Here is a 16,670-nt window from a genome sequence, read left to right as displayed (position 1 = left end):
TGTTTGACGCAAACGCGCGGAGCGCGCCACACGTCCCTTCTCCCCGCGTACGGGGAGAAGGGCGTGGCAACGGATGACGGCACCGCTCGGTCTGATCGTCAATCCATCTGAACGTTGGCGTCGCGCACGACCGGCGTCCACTTCGCCAGCTCGGCCTTCACATGCGCTTCCAGCTCTACCGGGGTCGAGCCAACGATCGTGGCGCTGAATTCCTTCATGCGTTCGACGACGGCGGGATCCTTCAGCGCCTTGTTGGCCGCCTCGTTGAGGCGGGCGACGACCGGCTGAGGCGTGTTGGCGGGGGCGAAGAGCGCATTCCAGGTGTAGGTCTCGTAGCCCGGAATGCCGGCCTCGGCGACCGTCGGCACATCCGGGAAGGACGGTGCCCGTTCCGCCGTGGTCACCGCAAGCGCCCTCAGCGTTCCCGCCTTGATGTGGCTGGAGGAGGAGGGGAGGTTGTCGAACATGATCGGCACCTGGTTGCCGATGACGTCGTTCAGCGCCGGGCCTGCGCCCTTGTAGGGGATGTGCTGCATGCTGACGCCGGCCATCTTCTTGAAGAGTTCGCCGGAGAGGTGCAGCGGCGTGCCGTTGCCGGAAGACGCGTAGCTATACTCGTCGGGCTTGGCCTTCAGGAGTGCCAGCAGTTCCGCAACGTCCTTGGCCGGAAGTTCCGGATTGACGACGAGCACGTTGGGCACGACGACGAGCAGGGAGATCGGCGCGAAGTCCTTTTCGGGGTCGTAGGGCTTGGTTTTGAGGATCAGCGGATTGAGCGCGTGGGTGGCGACCGTGCCCATCAGGATCGTATAGCCGTCCGGATCGGCGCGGGCGACATTGTCTGCGCCGAGATTGCCACCGGCGCCGGCAACGTTCTGGACGATCACCTGTTCGCCGAGGTCCTCCGACATTTTCTGCGCGACGATGCGGGCAACCACGTCGGTGGAACCGCCGGCGGCAAAGGGAACGACGAGCGTTATCGGCCGGTCGGGGAAGTCCTGTGCCAGTGCCGTCGAGCCAAGGGGCAGCGCCGTCAGTGCCATCAGGCCCAGCGCCAGAGCGGCACGCCGGGTCAGGTGCGAAAATGCCATGCGGTAGTCCTCCCGATCAATTCAGCAGAAAGCGATACCGGCCTCCTCGGCCGGCCCCATAACAATAGGGCTCGGCCTCCCGTCGGCAACCGCTTTACGGCAAATCGGAGGATGCTTTCGCGCCGTGCAGTGCGTTTAGCTCTGCGCGTTGACGAACAGGGCCTCTGCGCCATGGTTGAACTGCAGCCGCGCCAGCTTGGCGTAGAGCCCGCCCTGGCGGATGAGGGAGGCGTGGGTTCCTTCCTCGACGATGCGGCCATGGTCCAGAACCAGGATACGATCGGCCTTCAGCACGGTCGCCAGCCGATGGGCGATGATGATGGTAGAGCGCTCGTGCAGCAGGCTGTCGAGCGCCTTCTGGACCAGCGTCTCGCTCTCGGCGTCGAGGGCAGAGGTTGCTTCGTCAAGAAGCAGCACCGGCGCGTTCTTGAGGATCGCGCGGGCAATGGCGATGCGCTGGCGCTGGCCGCCGGAAAGCGTAACGCCCCGTTCGCCGACATAGGTGTCGTAGCCCTTGTCGAGCCTGCCGATGAACTCGTCCGCCTGCGCAGCGACGGCAGCGGCGCGCACCGCCTCGCGGCTGGCCTTCGGCATGCCGAAGGCGATGTTGTCATGCACGGACGAGGCGAAGATCGTCACGTCCTGCGGCACGATCGCAATGCGGTCGCGCAGATCCTTGGGGTCGACCGTGCGGATATCGACGCCGTCGACGCTCACCGCGCCCTTGGCGGGATCGTAGAAGCGAAGCAGCATCGAGAAGACGGTGCTCTTGCCGGCACCGGACGGTCCGACGATCGCAACGGTCTCGCCGGGCGCGATGTTGAAGCTGAGGCCGTTGAGGCTCTTGTAGTCGGGCCGTGAGGGGTAGGCGAAATGAACGTCGTCGAAGGCGATGGCGCCGGTTGCCGGCACCGGCATGGCGACCGGATTTTCCGGCGCCTGGATCTCGGGGACTTCGGTCAGAAGCTCGTTCAGCCGCTCGGCAGCACCCGCTGCCTGCGAAAGCTCGCCCCAGACTTCCGAGAGCGAACCGAGGCTGCCCGCGGCAAAGACCGAGTAGAGCAGGAACTGGCTGAGCGTGCCGGCGGAGAGATTGCCCGACAGCACGTCGTGCGCGCCGAACCAGAGCACGGCGACAACGCTGCCGAACACCATGGTGATGGCGAAAGCGGTCAGCACCGAGCGCGCCTTGATCGCGGCGCGCGCCGCGCCATAGGCATCCTCGACGGCGGCTCCGAAGTGGCTGTTGGCAAGCCCTTCGCCGTTGAAGGCCTGGACTGTGCGCGATGCGGCAATCGCCTCGCCGGCATAGGCCGAGGCGGCGGCGAGCGTGTCTTGCGCCTGGCGCGAGCGGCGGCGGACGGAACGGCCGAAGCCGACGAGCGGGAAGACGATGATCGGGATCGCGATCAGCACCAGGCTCGAAAGCTTGGGGCTGGTATAGACCATCATGCCGATAGCGCCGAGACACAGGATCAGGTTGCGCAGCGCGACCGAGGCGGTGGCGCCGACTGCGGATTTCACCTGCGTCGTATCGGCGGTCAGTCGCGAGACGATCTCGCCGGACTGGTTGACGTCGAAGAAGGAGGCGGAAAGGCGGGTGACGCGGTCGAAAACGCTGCGCCTCAGGTCGGCGACGATGCGTTCGCCGAGCGTGATCACGAAGTAGTAGCGCGCCGCACTCGCCAGCGCGAGCACGATGGCGAGCATCATCAGCATCGCGAAGTAGGTGTTGATGAAGCCGCTATCGGGACTGGAGAAGCCGTTGTCGACCATCCGCCTGACGGCGAGCGGCAGCGCCAGCGTGGTTACGGCAGCAAGGATCAGCGAAATGCTGGCTCCGACGACCAGATGACGGTAGCGCGCGAGATAGGGAAGCAGCGTGGCGAGCGGGCGAATGGATTTGCGCGTTGGCGCCTGGTTTTCTCTTGACGACACTTGACCCCTTTCGCCAAACACGGAGGAAGGGATTGCCCATGAGTCTTCCGTGCGGCACTTGTTATCCCGCAGACCTTGATGTATAGGCACGGCATCGAATTGGGAAGCCGTGGCCGTTCAGCCGGTACGCGGCTTCATTTACGTGTTCGGTCTCGAAGTCGCAATGCCTTGCGACAATTGGACCCTGGAACTCTAGGAAGATCGTTATGAAGGCAGACATCCATCCCGATTACCACGTCATCAAGGTAGTCATGACTGACGGCACCGAATACGAAACCCGCTCGACCTGGGGTTCTGAAGGCGCCACCATGAACCTGGAAATCGACCCCAAGTCGCACCCGGCTTGGACGGGCGGCAACCAGCAGCTCATGGACCGCGGCGGCCGCGTCTCCAAGTTCAAGAAGCGCTTCGAAGGCCTCGGCCTCTAATCGAACGCCTCTTCGGCATTTCAAAAAGCCCGGGTCATTGGCCCGGGCTTTTTGCTGTCTTGGTTTTGGGAGATACGCCGGGCGCGGCGCTGCGGGCAGCGGCGTTCAGTCGCTGTTCCAGGCAAGGAGCAGGATGACGGCGTTATGTCGCGGTTCCTGATCCGACCAGTCGGCGATTTCCGCAAGCGGCAACGCCTCTTCCGTCAGAAGATCGAGATGCTTTTGCGTGGCGTCGATCGGATAGGCGCCCTCGGTGAGGCTTCTCCAGGAAACGTCGCAGTCGAGGCCCAGGCGTGCCAGCGTTTCGATGTAAGAGACGATCTGCGATGCGCGCAGATTGTCGGGATGAAGGAAACCGGCGTCCGCGTCATAGTGTTTTCGGACAATGGCGTTCAAATGCGCAGCGATCGCCGGCGTCGGCCTCAGGCGCGTCGCGATCATCCTCATCTGCTGGCAATAGAATCCGGAGCACTGATGGACCAGTCCGCGCCATTCCACGGCTGGGTTGAGAACAGGGACGTGTCGTCGGAAGGCAAGGACGGGGATCGCCTGGAGCGTCTCTCGCGGCCTGCTGGAATCGAAGGCGTTCCATTCGGTCTCGAAGGCTTTTTGGGTTGGGGTCAACATCTGGCTTGGCAGGACGACGCGTCCGGGGCTGAGTAGCGCCGCAGCGCTCTCGAGGAACCCGGGAAGTGGTTCCAGATGTGCAAGTCCGTTCGCGTCGCGGAAGGGAGCCAAGTCGGCTTCGGTGAGGATCATGTCCGATAAGTCGCTGTTTGCCGGTGGCGACGGGCGGCCGCCGCCGCTGCCGGTCGCAAAGAAAAACCCGCCGGCAATTGCTGTTGCGGCGGGTTTGGTTTCTCAGATTTGTTCTTTGCGCGCGGCGTCAGTTGGTTCCGAAGGCCGTCTGCAGCAGCTTGATCTGCGCCTTGACGCCGTTCTGGTTGTCCGGGACGATCGCGGCCGCTTCGTGCGGGCGATAGATTTCGCGGTCGAGCAGGGCGACGCGGTTCTGCAGGCGCAGCGACCGCTCGATCAGGTCGCGGAAGGATTCCGGCAGCTCGGCCCAGCCCGGAGCAGCCTTGTCGACGTTGAAGCTGTCGAGGCGAACCTTGCTCTTTTCCGACATCACCTGGTCGCGGCTCATCTCGCCGTTGTTGACGGCGCGCTGCAGCAGCAGCCAGGAGGCCATCTGCATCAGGCGGGTGGTCAGTCGCATGGATTCGGCTGCATAAAGCACCGATGCCATGCGCGGCAGGACCTTGGAAGCGGCGCGGCCGGGTCCGTCAAGATAGGTGGCCGTTTCTTCGACCAGTCCCATGCCTTCCGAATAGAGTGTCTTGAATTGTGCCGAGGACGCCGCGTGTCCTGCGAAACTGACCGTATTCAATCCTCTCTCGGACATGACCTGTTTTCCCTGGTTCAAACGCATCACGACAGTCAGGTAGGGGACGGTTATGGGAAATAAATCCTTGCCCGTCTCTATGCTTGAAGAATGATCCGATAGCGCATTTCGCGCAAGGGCATTCTTAAGAAAGGGTTAATCTCCACAGTTCTTTGGAAAAACCTATGCCAAAACAAAAAAAGAGCCGCGGAAAGCGGCTCTCAAGGTAAAACAGGGAGAAAAATCAGACCCATTCGCCAGTCGGAGAAATTGTCTGAAACCGGAAAGCTCCGGATGCCCTGACAATCGCAGATAATGCTTAATGCGGCGTTAAACGCGCTCCGTTTTGCTGCGGTGCGACCTTACGCCGCCGGATCAGCGAAACAGGTTCTCGGCGGCCGACCGGCTGGCGGATTTGCGTGTCCGCTCCGCCTCCAGCCGGGTAATCTCTTCGGTTAGAAGCGCGATGCGCTGCGTCAGCTCATCGACGGACAGCAGCGCGAGATCGCTGCCGATTTCATGGGCCACCTTCTTCTGCGGCCGGTCGTCGTCAAACAGGCTCATCCGACTGATCCTCCCATTCCGGACGCTTGTCCGGTTCGTTGTGTGCTTCTTCGAACGGGGCTGCGCGCGGCGAAAGCTGCAGGCTTTCCGGCGTCGTCGGCGCACCGGCATTGACCGGCGAGAAGGCGTCGCGGTCGGAGACCGGAACCGGTGCGCGCATCCGGCTGCGGATGATGGCATAGGCCGTGATCAGGATATGGGCGCAGGCGGTGATCATGAACAGGCCGTAGGGGCCTGCCGCAGTCATGACCGGGCCGCCGATCGTCGGGCCGATGATGGTGCCGATGCCGTAGAGCAGCAGCAGGCCGCCGGACACCTTGACGAAGTCTTCGGCCGTCGCGAAGTCGTTGGCGTGCGACACGGCGATCGGGTAGAGCGCGTTGGCCGCAGCGCCGTAGATCGCGATCAGCGTCAGCACGATCCAGACCTGGCTCGGCTCGATCAGGAAGATGAGGAGCCCGGCAAGGGCGCCGATGCCGGCAAGCGCGGCGAGAACGTAGCGCCGGTCGATGCGGTCGGAGAGGCGACCGGCGGGCAACTGCATGACGGCGCCGGCAAAGATCGCCACGCTCATCATGGCTGCGACGGTGCTGTCGGAAAGGCCGGCCTGGCGACCGAAGACGGCGCCGAGCGTGCCGAAGGCGCCGTTGGCGATGCCGACGAGCAGAATGCCGAGGAAGGAAACCGGCGAGTTTTTGTAGAGGCCACGCAGGTCGAGGCTCACCTTCTTCAACGGTTGCGGCGAGGCGGCCTTGGACATAAGCGTCGGCAGCATGGCGACGCAGTAGAGAATGCCGCAGATCATGAAGAAGATGCTGGTCGACGTATCGCCGAAGGGGATCATCATCTGGCCGCCGACGACGCCGAAGAGCGTGATGGCGATATAGAGCGAGAAGATGACGCCGCGGCTCTCGTTGGTGGCGCGCTCGTTCAGCCAGCTTTCGATGATCATCGAGGTGCCGGCCGTGGAAAAGCCGGTCAAGGCCCTGAGGATCAGCCACCAGGTCGGGTCGATCAGGATGCCGGTGAGCAGCGCGACGATCGCGATCAGCGATGCAAAGACGCTGAAGGCGCGCACGTGGCCGATGCGCTTGACGACGGTGGGCGCAAAGAAGCAGCCGAGCACGAAGCCGGCAGCCCAGGATGTGCCGATCAGGCCGAGGATGGTGGTGGGATAACCTTCAGCGGTGCCGCGCACCGGAAGAAGCAGCCCCTGCAGACCATTGCCCAGAAAGAGAAACAGCGTGCCGAGCAGGAGGGCGGCGACAGGGAGCAGGTTCTTTCTCATCATTCATCCGAAATTCGTTCTGCCGTCAGCAAGTTAGGGCGGTGCCTGGTGAATTGCCAGCCGGTTTGTGATTGCAGCGCCTGGCGTTGCCGCAGGTTTTGTCCTTCGATCGGAGACGAATGACGCAACATGCGGCGGCCGGTCATTGCAAATCGCCCGCGGAAACACTAGCCCTTTTTGCTAGGCGCAACGTATCGCTAGTCCTCGGGGGAGGCGGTGCTGCGTGCGACGAAGAGTGCCGGTGTTGCGAACGCTTCACCGGTCGAGGCAGCCTCCCGGTAGACGAGGGCAACATGCAAAAGGCGATCGCCCTTTTTCTGCTTCTGATCATGGCCATTCAGCTCCTCTGGCCGATAGGCATTCCGGGGCTGCGCCGCCGTCGCGATTTCTGGAAGATCGCGGTCTTCGCCATCGTGATGATGATGGTGACGGTGTTGATCCGCCCCTGATCCGGCCCAAGCACCGCAACTCCCCGTTACCTTTGGAACTCCATCGCCTTCGGCTCACCGCTACCTTGGTTGCGAAACCTGTCGTTTCAACCAGAAAAGGGCGCAGGACAGATGGGAAAGAAAGCGCTAAAGTGCGAGCCTCATTCGGGAGATGACTTCGAGGGTTTCTTGGAACGCCGGCTTGCTGCCATTCTCGCTGCCGATGTCGTGGGGTACAGTCGCCTGATCGGCGCTGACGAGACCGGTACGTTGGCCGCGATGAAACGGCACAAGAGCGAACTCGTCGATCCGAAGATCACCCGTCACAAGGGACGCATCGTCAAGCTCACCGGCGACGGCCTGCTCGTCGAATTTGCCAGCGTCGTCAACGCTGTTGCCTGCGCGGTCGATATCCAGCGCGGCATGCTGCTGCGCAATGAAAGCGTTTCGCCGCTCAAACGCATCGAACTCAGGATTGGCGTGCATCTTGGCGACATCATCGTCGAAGATGGCGACATCTTCGGGGATGGCGTCAATGTCGCGGCGCGCCTCGAAGGCCTCGCTGAACCTTCCGGCATCGCCGTCTCGGCTTCCGTGCGCGACCATGTCGGCGCGCGCCTGGATGTCGGCTTCATCGACAAGGGCGAACACACGCTGAAGAACATCGCCGCCGGCGTGCATGTCTATTCGGTGGCGCTCGGTGCACCGACCAAGGTCGCGTCGGCGCCGAACGGATCGTGTCCGGTGGTGCTCGACGATGGCTACGGGCTCTCGGTCGGCGTACTGCCCTTCACCAATATGAGCCACGATCCGGAGCAGGAATACTTCTCCGACGGCATCACCGAAGACATCATCACCGATCTTTCGAAGATATCGAAGCTGCACGTCGTCGCCCGCAACACGGTGTTCACCTACAAGGGGCGGTCGGTGAAGGTGAAGCAGGTGGCCCAGGAACTGGGCGTGCGCTACATCCTCGAAGGCAGCGTACGCAAGGCGGGCGCGCGGGTGCGCATCACCGGCCAGTTGATCGATGCGCTGACCGGCACGCATCTCTGGGCCGATCGCTACGACCGCGACCTGACCGACATCTTCGCCATCCAGGACGAAATCACCCATGCGATCGTCGACCAGCTGAAGATCAAGCTGTTGCCGGCGGAACGGCGGGCGATCGAGAGCGACCCGACGACAAGTGTCGAAGCCTACACCTACTATCTGCGCGGCCGGCAGTTTTCGCATGCCTGGACGCGCTCCTATCTCCTGCTCGCGCGGCGCATGTTCATGAAGGCGGTGGAACTCGATCCGGATTTTGCCCGCGCCTATGCCGGCATCGCCGATTGCGAGTCGGCGCTGCGTGATTGGCACGAGGACGAGTTTCCGCTGCAAGGCATCCTGTCCATCACCGACAGGGCGCTGGCGCTCGATCCAGACCTCGCGGAGGCCCATGCATCCCGTGGTCTGGTGCTTCACCAGGACGGCCAATGCGAGGAGGCGGTTGCCGCCTTCGAGCAGGCGCTGACGCTTGATGCCGGGCTCTACGAGGCGAACTTCCATTATGGCCGCTTCCTGTTCATGCAGGGCGCCTTCGAAATGGCGATCCAGTTCTTCAAACGCGCCGCCGACATCCGTCCGGACGACTACCTGTCGCCGATCCACCTGATGAGCGCCTATCGCACGCTCGGCCTTGACTCCGAACGCAAGCAGTGGGCGCGCATCGGCATAGCCCGGGCGGAGCGAGCGCTGGAGCTCAATCCGGAAAACTCGGGCCCGGCCCATCGCGGCGCGCTGGCGCTTGCCCATATGGGCGAGGCCGACCGTGCGCGCGAATGGGCAGCGCGGGCGCTGGCGATCGATCCCGATGACGTGGTCGCCCGCTACAACACCGCCTGCGTCTATTGCATCCTCGGCGATATCGACGCGGCGCTCGATCTTCTCGAGACCTTGCTGCCGCAGAGCTCCTGCTACCAGCTGCTTTGGTTCAAGCAGGATTCCGACCTCGACGCCGTTCGCCACCATGTTCGTTTCCAGGCGATGGTCGAAGCGATCGCAAAATGCGAGGCCGGATTGCGCTGAACCGCCGGACAGTCGTTGCCTTCCGGCGGCTCGCAGTTGCTAGTGGTGACCCTGGCGGGATCCCTGAGGGGCGCTGACGCGCCCGGCCGTCAGCCACCAGATGGCCGCTCCGGTCACGAACAGCATGGCTGTCGCCACCATCACGACCGCGGTAAACGCTCCTTCGAAGGAGAGGCGGGCACGGGTCACCAGTTCGCTCGCCACATCCGCCGGCAGCTTCTCGGCGAGAAGCAGGGCTTCGTCGAGACTGTCGCGTGCCATCGCCGGGATCGCAGCCCCCTCCGGCAGGACGAGGAAAGCGGTGTAGACGACCGACATGACGGTGCCGAGCACGGCAATGCCGATCGCGCCGCCAAGCTCGAACGAGACCTCCTCGATCGATGCTGCCATGCCGGCTCGTTCCGGCGGGGCGTTGAACATGATGGCGCTGGAGGCGGCGGTCATGGACGCACCGATGCCGAGGCCGAGAACCACGAGGGTGGCGACCTGGGCGAGCGCGCCGGTTTCATGGAGGAGCAGGTAGCCGCCGAGGCCGAGCGCCGCCAGGATGAGGCCGGAGCGCAGCACCACTTCGGCACCGAGGCGCGGCAGCAACGTACCGGTCAGCGGCCCGGCGACGAAGGCGGCAAGCGGGATCGGCAGGATGAAGAAGCCGGCCTGAAGTGGCGAAAATCCCTCGACCAGCTGCAACTGCTGGCTCAGCACCAGTTCGATGCCGACGATGGAGGCGGATGCCACCAGCGCTGCGGCGACGCCGGAGGAAAACACCGCATTGCGGAAGAGGCTGAAATCGATCAGCGGATGCGGACTGCGGCGCTGGCGACGCACGAAGAGAAGGAGCGCGATCGCGCCGATCACGGCGGCAGCAAGACCCGCTTCCAGCGACGGCTCGCGCTTGCTCGTTTCCTTGACGGCATAGGCAAGACCGATGAGGCCGACCATGATCTGCAGCGAACCGATCGCGTCCCAGGGGTGTTTCGGATTGCCGGCGCTGTTCGGCAGCACGGCGAGGCCGAGCAGCAGCGCTACCGCGACGACCGGCACGTTGATGAGGAAGACCGAGCCCCACCAGAAGTATTCGAGCAGGAAACCGCCAAGCACCGGGCCGATTGCGGCGCCGCCGGAAGCGATCGCCGCCCAGACGCCGATCGCCAGCGACCGTTCCCGTTCGTCGGTGAAGGTGAGCCGGATGATCGACAGCGTCGCCGGCATCATAAGGGCGGCGCCGACAGCGAGCAGGACGCGGCCGCCGATCAGGATCGCCGATGTCGGCGCATAGGCGGCGATCAGCGAGGCGATGCCGAAGACGGCAAGACCGACGATGAAGGGCTTCTTGTGGCCGAGGCGGTCGCCAAGCGTGCCGAGGCCGGGCAGAAGGCCGGCGACGACCAGGGCATAGGCGTTGACGATCCAGAGCTTCTCCGACGCGGTGGCGCCGAGGTCATGGGTCAGACGGGGCAGGGCGGTATAGAGCACCGTCATGTCGACGACGATCAGAAAAAGTGCGCTCGATACTATGGCTAGAATGAGCCAGCGATTTTGCGGAAGCATGGTACACCTCGGTGGCCGCCACTGGGAAATGGGGGCTGGGCCTTGTTTAAATCAGGGTCGTTGTTTATTTGAATACGTACGTATGGATTTGAAATAGGAAGTCAAGATGGGACGACGACGAACAATCGATCGTGACAAGGTGCTGGATGCGGCGGAGGCGGTGGTGAATTCCGTTGGCGCGGCCGGGCTGACGATCGATGCCGTCGCCAAGGCCTCCGGCATCACCAAGGGCGGCGTGCAATATTGCTTCGGCAACAAGGACGGCCTGATCGACGCGATGATGCAGCGTTGGTTCGACGAGTTCGATGCCGCGGTAACGGCGGAAGGCGGCGACGATCCTGATCCGATCAAGGCGATGCGCGCCCATGCGGCGGTGACCGCCCGGATGAACACGGCCGACAATGCCCGCACTTCCGGCATGATGGCCGCACTGCTGCAGCGGGAAGAGCATATGGCGAAGAACCGCGCCTGGTATCGCGCTCGCCTCGACGGTCTCGACCTGTCGACGGAGGAGGGCCGAAGGGCGCGGATGATGTTTCTGGCAACGGAAGGCGTCTTCCTGCTGCGCGGCTTCGGTTTCCTCGAGATGGAAGACGCCGAATGGCAGGATATGTTTGCCGATATCTTGAAGCTTCTGCCGGAGCGCGACCGCGCCTGAGTCGTTAAAAAAGCGCTAGAGCTCGATCAGGCCGCGCATGGCGCTGACGCAATGGCCGGAAAGGCTGACCTTGCGAACGACGCCACCCTGCTTTCGGACATGCGCACCGATGAGGCTGCGACGCCCCATCTCCACACCCTGCTCGATGGTGATCTCGACATCGATATCCTGCTCCGGGGCGAGCGAGACGAGATAGGCGGAAAGCGCTGCCGAGGCGCTACCGGTTGCCGGGTCCTCGTTGACATTGTCGAGCGGTGCGAACATGCGCGCCCGGATCTGCCAGGGCGCTTCCACCGAGCGAGCGTAGAGGAACAGGCTGAAACTGTCTTCCTCGGGTTTGTAGCGCGCATTGGCCGCCTGGAAGGCGGTGACATTGGGTTGGGCAGACGACAGTGTCGCGACATCCATGATTTCGGCGACGGCGAAGGGCAGGCCGACGGAAAGCCGGCTCGGTGCGTGCACGCGTCTGCTGATGGCCTCAGGCGCGAGCGACGCGCAGGCCGCGATGGTGTCGGCGTCGAATTCTGGGCCGACGGTCAGGCTGCGCGGTACGACGATGGTGGCGCCGACGACGACACTGTCCTCCACCAGCAACGTGGCCTCGACGAGGCCGGCCTTTTCCTCGAAACGCAGGATTTCGCCGGGCGCGCGGCCGAAGATTTCTTTTTGGCGGCCGAGCACGAAGGCCGTGCCGACATTGGGATGGCCGGCAAAGGGGATCTCGGTCGTCGGCGTGAAGATCCGGACTTCTGCGGTGTTCGCAGGGTCGCGCGGCGGCAGCACGAAGGTGACTTCGGAATAGCCGAATTCGGTCGCGATCGCCTGCATCTGACGATCGCTCAAGCCGCGGGCGTCGGACATGACCGCCAACTGGTTGCCGGCAAAGCGCTCGTCGGTGAAGACGTCGACGGTGACATAGGCAACGGATTTCGGCGCGGTGTCAGAGGTCATGTCGTGGCTTTCGCTGGTGGAGCGCCGCTGGCGCTCATCGTGTCGGCTCTGATGTCAAGGCTTAAGACAGCCGACACACCGCACAAAGACCCGAACTTGTCCGGGTGACAAGTTCCACGGCGCCGACGAAGCCGTCGCGTTGCAGGCGTCAAGCCTTTGCAATGAAAAGGGGCCGACAGCGGCCCCTCCTATGCGGTCAACCTGGCTCAGGCGGCCTTCTCGAGTTCCTTCTTCCACGTCCCTTTCGCCGCCAAGCTGCACATCTCGGCGCGATGGGCAAAGGCGCGTTGGCCGGCGCCGATGTTGTCGGCCTTGCCGTGCCAGGCATTCAGCGCTTCCTGTTGCAGGGCGCGGCCATAGGAGAAGGTGAGCTTCCAGGGCAGGTCGTGGCTGGCGTTCATTGCCGAGAGGTGGGCGGTCGCCTCCTCGGTCGATTGACCTCCGGAGAGGAAGGCGATGCCCGGTACAGCCGAAGGCACCGTGCGCTTCAGTACCCGGATGGTGCGCTCGGCCACTTCGGCGACGGAGGCATTGCGGGCCTTCTTGCCGTCGATCACCATGCTTGGCTTCAGGATCATGCCTTCGAGCTTGACGCGCATGGCCGCCAATTCCTCGAAGGTGGTCCGCAGCGTCCACTCGGTCACATGTTCGGAGCGATCGATCGAGTGGTCGCCCGGCGCGCCATCCATCAGTACTTCCGGCTCGACGATCGGCACGATGCCGGCGTCCTGGCAGAGGGCGGCATAGCGGGCGAGCGCATGGGCATTGGCGCGCACCGCACCGGCGGTGGGCAGCGTATCGGAGATGGAGACGACACCGCGCCACTTGGCAAAGCGTGCGCCGGCCTCGTGATATCTCGCCAGCCGCTGGGCAAGGCCGTCGAGCCCTTCGGTGATGGTTTCGGCCGGGAAGTTGGTCATCGGCTTGGCGCCGGCATCGACCTTGATGCCGGGGATCGCGCCGGCGGCCCGGATGATGTCGACGAGCGGCGTGCCGTCGACCGCATGCTGGAACAGGGTTTCCTCGTAGAGGATGACGCCGGAGATGTACTTGCGCATCGCCTTTTCGGCGCGCAGCAGCATCTCGCGGTAATCGCGCCTGGAGGTCTCGGTGGATTCGAGGCCGATCGTGTCGAAGCGCTTCTTGATCGTTGCCGTGGACTCGTCGGCGGCAAGCAGTCCGCGGCCATTGGCGACCATGGCGACGGCGATGTCTTCCAGTTTTTCCGTCATGCTTTTTCTCTCCCTAGACAGCGCCGATCGTGGGGATCAGGCGAACACTGAAACAGTTGCAGGGCCGACGGCGCACGGGGCAACCGCCACGCTCCCAACAGGAGCGCGAGTAACAGGTGAAATTGTCCAGGAAAATGGCGAGAAAATCGACTGAAACGATTTAAAATTTTTTAATCGTTTGAATAAATAAGGTTTTTTCTTGATTGCCGGCGCGTGAGAGTGCTTCCCACGCGCCGGTTGTATGTCTTACTTCTGCTTCAGGATGTCGACGCCCGGGAGCGGCTTGCCTTCCATCCACTCCAGGAACGCGCCGCCGGCGGTCGAGACGTAGCTGAAATCGTCGGCGACTTCGGCATGGTTCAGCGCCGCGACGGTGTCGCCACCGCCGGCAACCGAGACCAGCGAACCCTGACGGGTGCGGGCAGCCGCATGCTTGGCGACGGCAACGGTCGCCTTGTCGAATGGCGCGATTTCGAAGGCGCCGAGCGGGCCGTTCCAGACCAGCGTTTCGGCCTTGGAGATCCACGCGTTGACGGCCGCGATCGACTTCGGGCCGACGTCGAGAACCATGGCATCGGCCGGAATGGCGTTGATGTCGACCACTTCGTTGTCGGCGCCGGCCTTGAACTCGCGGGCAATCACGCCGTCTTCCGGCAGCACGATGGCGCAGCCGGCCTTGTCGGCAGCGGCGATGATCGTCTTGGCGGTGTCGGCGAGGTCATGCTCGCAGAGCGACTTGCCGACATTGATGCCCTTGGCAGCGATGAAGGTGTTGGCCATGCCGCCGCCGATGACGAGCGCATCGACCTTGGTCACGAGGTTCTGCAACAGGTCGATCTTGGTCGAGACCTTGGCGCCGCCGACGATGGCGACGACCGGGCGCTTCGGCTGGCCGAGGCCTTTTTCCAGCGCTTCCAGTTCGGCCTGCATGGTGCGGCCGGCATAGGCCGGCAGGTGATGGGCAAGGCCTTCGGTCGAGGCATGGGCGCGGTGCGCTGCCGAGAACGCGTCGTTGACGTAGATGTCGCCATTGGCCGCGAGCGCCTTGACGAACTCGGCCTCGTTCTTTTCCTCACCCTTGTGGAAGCGGGTGTTTTCGAGCAGCAGCACGTCGCCGTTGCTCATGTCGGCAATCGCGTTCGCTGCCTTGTCGCCGATGCAGTCGGCGCCGAAGTGAACGCGCTGGTCGAGCACGTCCTCGACGGCCGTTGCGATCGTCTTCAGCGACATGTCGGCGACCGGTTCACCCTTCGGGCGACCGAAATGGGCGAGCAGGATGACCTTGGCGCCCTTCTCGGACAGCTCGCGGATGGTCGGCGCGACGCGCTCGATACGGGTCGCGTCGGTGACCACGCCGTCCTTGACCGGCACGTTGAGATCGACGCGCACCAGAACGCGCTTGCCGGCGATGTCGGTCAGATCGTCGAGGGTCTTGAAAGTCATCAGATGGTCTCCGGTGATAGTCTTTGGAAAAGGGTTGGATAGTCGATGACGAGGCCGTCCTCGTCCACAGGCAGGTCCGCGGTAAAGCTGCGATCCTCGGCCTCGTAGCGATAGAGCCTGAAATCATCGAGGCAGGTGTAGTGCTGACCGTCGACAACGGGCTGAAACGTGTCGAACGGCACGTAGAGCATCTTCAGCCTGGCGGCGCCGGATTGGCTCCCAAGGCCGAGGCGACGGATCGGCAGGGTGTTGGTGAAGGGCGTGCCGGCGAGATCGATATCGATGCAGCCGTCGAATTCGGGGAGGGGCGTGCCGCGTGCCGTTGCCCATTCGCCCGGAATGTCCGAGCGCAGGTGCAGGCTGCGGCCGTCTGTCGTGTCGACCATCAGCTTGCGCACGTGCCAGCTGTCGTCGCAGTCGATCCGGTAGCGCACGCCATAGGGCGCGCCGCCGCGGCTGCCGATCAGAACGCCGACGGCGCGGATGACCGCGCCGTCGGTGGTGTCGATTTTCGTCAGCGTCAAGTGTTCGAGCCCTTCCCCTTCCAGCGGACGCCAGCGGACCGTCGTTGAGGAGAGGGCGCGAAACATCTGTCTTAGATGAGCTTGGCGAACGCGACCGCCGTGTCGGCCATGCGGTTCGAGAAGCCCCACTCGTTGTCGTACCAGGTGAGGATACGCACGAAGTTGCCTTCGACGACCTTGGTCTGGTCGATCGCGAAGATCGAGGAGTGGCTGTCATGGTTGAAGTCGCGCGAAACGAGCGGCTCTTCCGTGTAGCCGAGAACGCCCTTCAGCGCGCCGTTGGAGGCGGCCTTGATGGCGTTGGTGATTTCCTCGACCGAAGTGTTGCGCTTGGCGACGAACTTGAAGTCGACGACCGAGACGTTCGGGGTCGGAACGCGGATCGACGTGCCGTCGAGCTTGCCCTTCAGTTCCGGCAGAACCAGGCCAACGGCCTTGGCAGCGCCGGTCGAGGTCGGGATCATCGACAGAGCGGCAGCGCGGGCGCGGTACAGATCCTTGTGCATCTGGTCGAGCGACGGCTGGTCGTTGGTGTAGGAGTGGATCGTGGTCATGAAGCCATGGCTGATGCCGATGGTATCGTTCAGGACCTTGACGACCGGAACCAGGCAGTTCGTCGTGCAGGATGCGTTGGAGATGACCAGGTGGTCCTTGGTCAGCTGGTCGTGGTTGACGCCGTAGACGACCGTCAGGTCAGCGCCGTCGGCCGGGGCCGAGACGATGACGCGCTTGGCGCCGGCCGTCAGGTGGGCTGCAGCCTTGTCGCGCGCGGTGAAGATGCCGGTGCATTCCATCGCGATGTCGATGCCGAGTTCCTTGTGCGGCAGCGTTGCCGGATCCTTGATCGCGGTCACCTTGATCGGCTTGCCGCCGTTGATGGTGATCGTGTCGCCTTCGACCTTGACCTCGGCCGGGAAGCGACCGTGGATCGAGTCATAGCGCAGCAGGTGAGCGTTGGTCTCAACGGGGCCGAGGTCGTTGATCGCAACGACTTCGATGTCGGTGCGGCCGGATTCGACGATCGCGCGGAGCACGTTGCGGCCGATGCGGCCAAAACCGTTGATGGCGACTTTCACTGTCATGGGTCTCTCCCTGTCTGACTGACGTGGTACAAAAAAAG

17 protein-coding genes are annotated in these 16,670 nt (G+C 63.5%); 4 read left to right on the top strand and 13 right to left on the bottom strand.

Translation table 11 applies throughout. The annotated features are described in order from the left end of the window. Positions 1 to 98 precede the first annotated feature (98 nt). Both M2267_RS11535 and M2267_RS11530 read right to left on the bottom strand, forming a co-directional pair. Positions 99 to 1,091, bottom strand: a complete 993-nt coding sequence (locus tag M2267_RS11535) for a Bug family tripartite tricarboxylate transporter substrate binding protein (protein WP_429114689.1) — start codon at positions 1,089 to 1,091, stop codon at positions 99 to 101. 135 nt (positions 1,092 to 1,226) lie between these two features. Continuing rightward, entirely contained in the window at positions 1,227 to 3,029 is a 1,803-nt protein-coding gene (locus M2267_RS11530; protein ID WP_429114688.1) for an ABC transporter transmembrane domain-containing protein, read from the bottom strand. A 206-nt stretch (positions 3,030 to 3,235) separates the two neighbouring features. Between M2267_RS11530 and rpmE the strand changes: the two genes are divergently transcribed. Then, positions 3,236 to 3,457 (top strand): 50S ribosomal protein L31, encoded by a 222-nt coding sequence (rpmE, locus tag M2267_RS11525; RefSeq protein WP_034806140.1) that lies wholly within the window; start codon positions 3,236 to 3,238, stop codon positions 3,455 to 3,457. Positions 3,458 to 3,562: 105 nt separating this feature from the next. Here rpmE and M2267_RS11520 read toward each other — a convergent pair whose 3' ends face one another. The 5 genes from M2267_RS11520 to M2267_RS11500 form a co-directional block, all read right to left on the bottom strand. Then, positions 3,563 to 3,898, bottom strand: a complete 336-nt coding sequence (locus M2267_RS11520) for a hypothetical protein (protein ID WP_429114687.1) — start codon at positions 3,896 to 3,898, stop codon at positions 3,563 to 3,565. 445 nt (positions 3,899 to 4,343) lie between these two features. Then, positions 4,344 to 4,862, bottom strand: coding sequence for a DUF1465 family protein (locus M2267_RS11515; protein WP_429114686.1), 519 nt, complete (start codon positions 4,860 to 4,862; stop codon positions 4,344 to 4,346). A 354-nt stretch (positions 4,863 to 5,216) separates the two neighbouring features. Then, a complete protein-coding gene (locus M2267_RS11510; protein ID WP_043610601.1) occupies positions 5,217 to 5,405 on the bottom strand; it encodes a DUF1192 domain-containing protein in 189 nt (62 codons plus the stop codon). Next, the gene (locus tag M2267_RS11505) at positions 5,392 to 6,693 is read right to left on the bottom strand and encodes an MFS transporter (RefSeq protein ID WP_043610753.1); all 1,302 of its coding nucleotides are present in this window, start codon (positions 6,691 to 6,693) and stop codon (positions 5,392 to 5,394) included. The genes M2267_RS11510 and M2267_RS11505 overlap by 14 nt, the downstream gene beginning before the upstream one ends. Beyond that, on the bottom strand, positions 6,693 to 6,839 hold the full coding sequence (locus tag M2267_RS11500; RefSeq protein WP_205237832.1) for a hypothetical protein: 147 nt from the start codon (positions 6,837 to 6,839) through the stop codon (positions 6,693 to 6,695). The genes M2267_RS11505 and M2267_RS11500 overlap by 1 nt, the downstream gene beginning before the upstream one ends. A gap of 147 nt (positions 6,840 to 6,986) precedes the next feature. On the opposite strand from M2267_RS11500, the gene M2267_RS11495 reads away from it, so the two are divergent. Both M2267_RS11495 and M2267_RS11490 read left to right on the top strand, forming a co-directional pair. Then, on the top strand, positions 6,987 to 7,142 hold the full coding sequence (locus M2267_RS11495) for a hypothetical protein (RefSeq protein WP_090299729.1): 156 nt from the start codon (positions 6,987 to 6,989) through the stop codon (positions 7,140 to 7,142). Positions 7,143 to 7,253: 111 nt separating this feature from the next. Beyond that, positions 7,254 to 9,191 (top strand): TPR end-of-group domain-containing protein, encoded by a 1,938-nt coding sequence (locus M2267_RS11490; protein ID WP_429114685.1) that lies wholly within the window; start codon positions 7,254 to 7,256, stop codon positions 9,189 to 9,191. Positions 9,192 to 9,230: 39 nt separating this feature from the next. On the opposite strand, the gene M2267_RS11485 is transcribed toward M2267_RS11490, so the two are convergent. After that, the gene (locus M2267_RS11485) at positions 9,231 to 10,742 is read right to left on the bottom strand and encodes an MFS transporter (protein WP_429114684.1); all 1,512 of its coding nucleotides are present in this window, start codon (positions 10,740 to 10,742) and stop codon (positions 9,231 to 9,233) included. Positions 10,743 to 10,848: 106 nt separating this feature from the next. Between M2267_RS11485 and M2267_RS11480 the strand changes: the two genes are divergently transcribed. Continuing rightward, positions 10,849 to 11,400, top strand: a complete 552-nt coding sequence (locus M2267_RS11480) for a TetR/AcrR family transcriptional regulator (protein ID WP_429114683.1) — start codon at positions 10,849 to 10,851, stop codon at positions 11,398 to 11,400. A gap of 15 nt (positions 11,401 to 11,415) precedes the next feature. Here the strand turns inward: M2267_RS11480 and M2267_RS11475 are convergent, their stop codons facing one another. The 5 genes from M2267_RS11475 to gap form a co-directional block, all read right to left on the bottom strand. Further along, positions 11,416 to 12,351 (bottom strand): PhzF family phenazine biosynthesis protein, encoded by a 936-nt coding sequence (locus M2267_RS11475; protein WP_429114682.1) that lies wholly within the window; start codon positions 12,349 to 12,351, stop codon positions 11,416 to 11,418. Between the two features lie 206 nt (positions 12,352 to 12,557). Next, complete coding sequence (locus M2267_RS11470; protein WP_402325445.1) at positions 12,558 to 13,583, bottom strand: class I fructose-bisphosphate aldolase; 1,026 nt, start codon at positions 13,581 to 13,583, stop codon at positions 12,558 to 12,560. A 246-nt stretch (positions 13,584 to 13,829) separates the two neighbouring features. After that, positions 13,830 to 15,026: a phosphoglycerate kinase gene (locus tag M2267_RS11465; protein ID WP_429114681.1), complete on the bottom strand. Its 1,197-nt coding sequence runs from the start codon at positions 15,024 to 15,026 to the stop codon at positions 13,830 to 13,832. Continuing rightward, entirely contained in the window at positions 15,026 to 15,616 is a 591-nt protein-coding gene (locus M2267_RS11460) for a putative glycolipid-binding domain-containing protein (RefSeq protein WP_429114680.1), read from the bottom strand. Before M2267_RS11460 ends, M2267_RS11465 begins: the two co-directional genes overlap by 1 nt. A gap of 5 nt (positions 15,617 to 15,621) precedes the next feature. Next, positions 15,622 to 16,632 (bottom strand): type I glyceraldehyde-3-phosphate dehydrogenase, encoded by a 1,011-nt coding sequence (gene gap, locus M2267_RS11455; protein WP_034806178.1) that lies wholly within the window; start codon positions 16,630 to 16,632, stop codon positions 15,622 to 15,624. Between the last annotated feature and the right edge of the window lie 38 nt (positions 16,633 to 16,670).

Origin of the sequence: Ensifer sp. KUDG1, assembly GCF_050434285.1 — a bacterium.
GTDB lineage: Bacteria > Pseudomonadota > Alphaproteobacteria > Rhizobiales > Rhizobiaceae > Ensifer.
Note: the sequence above shows the minus strand (reverse complement) of the source record. Positions and strands in the feature narration are given on the sequence as shown.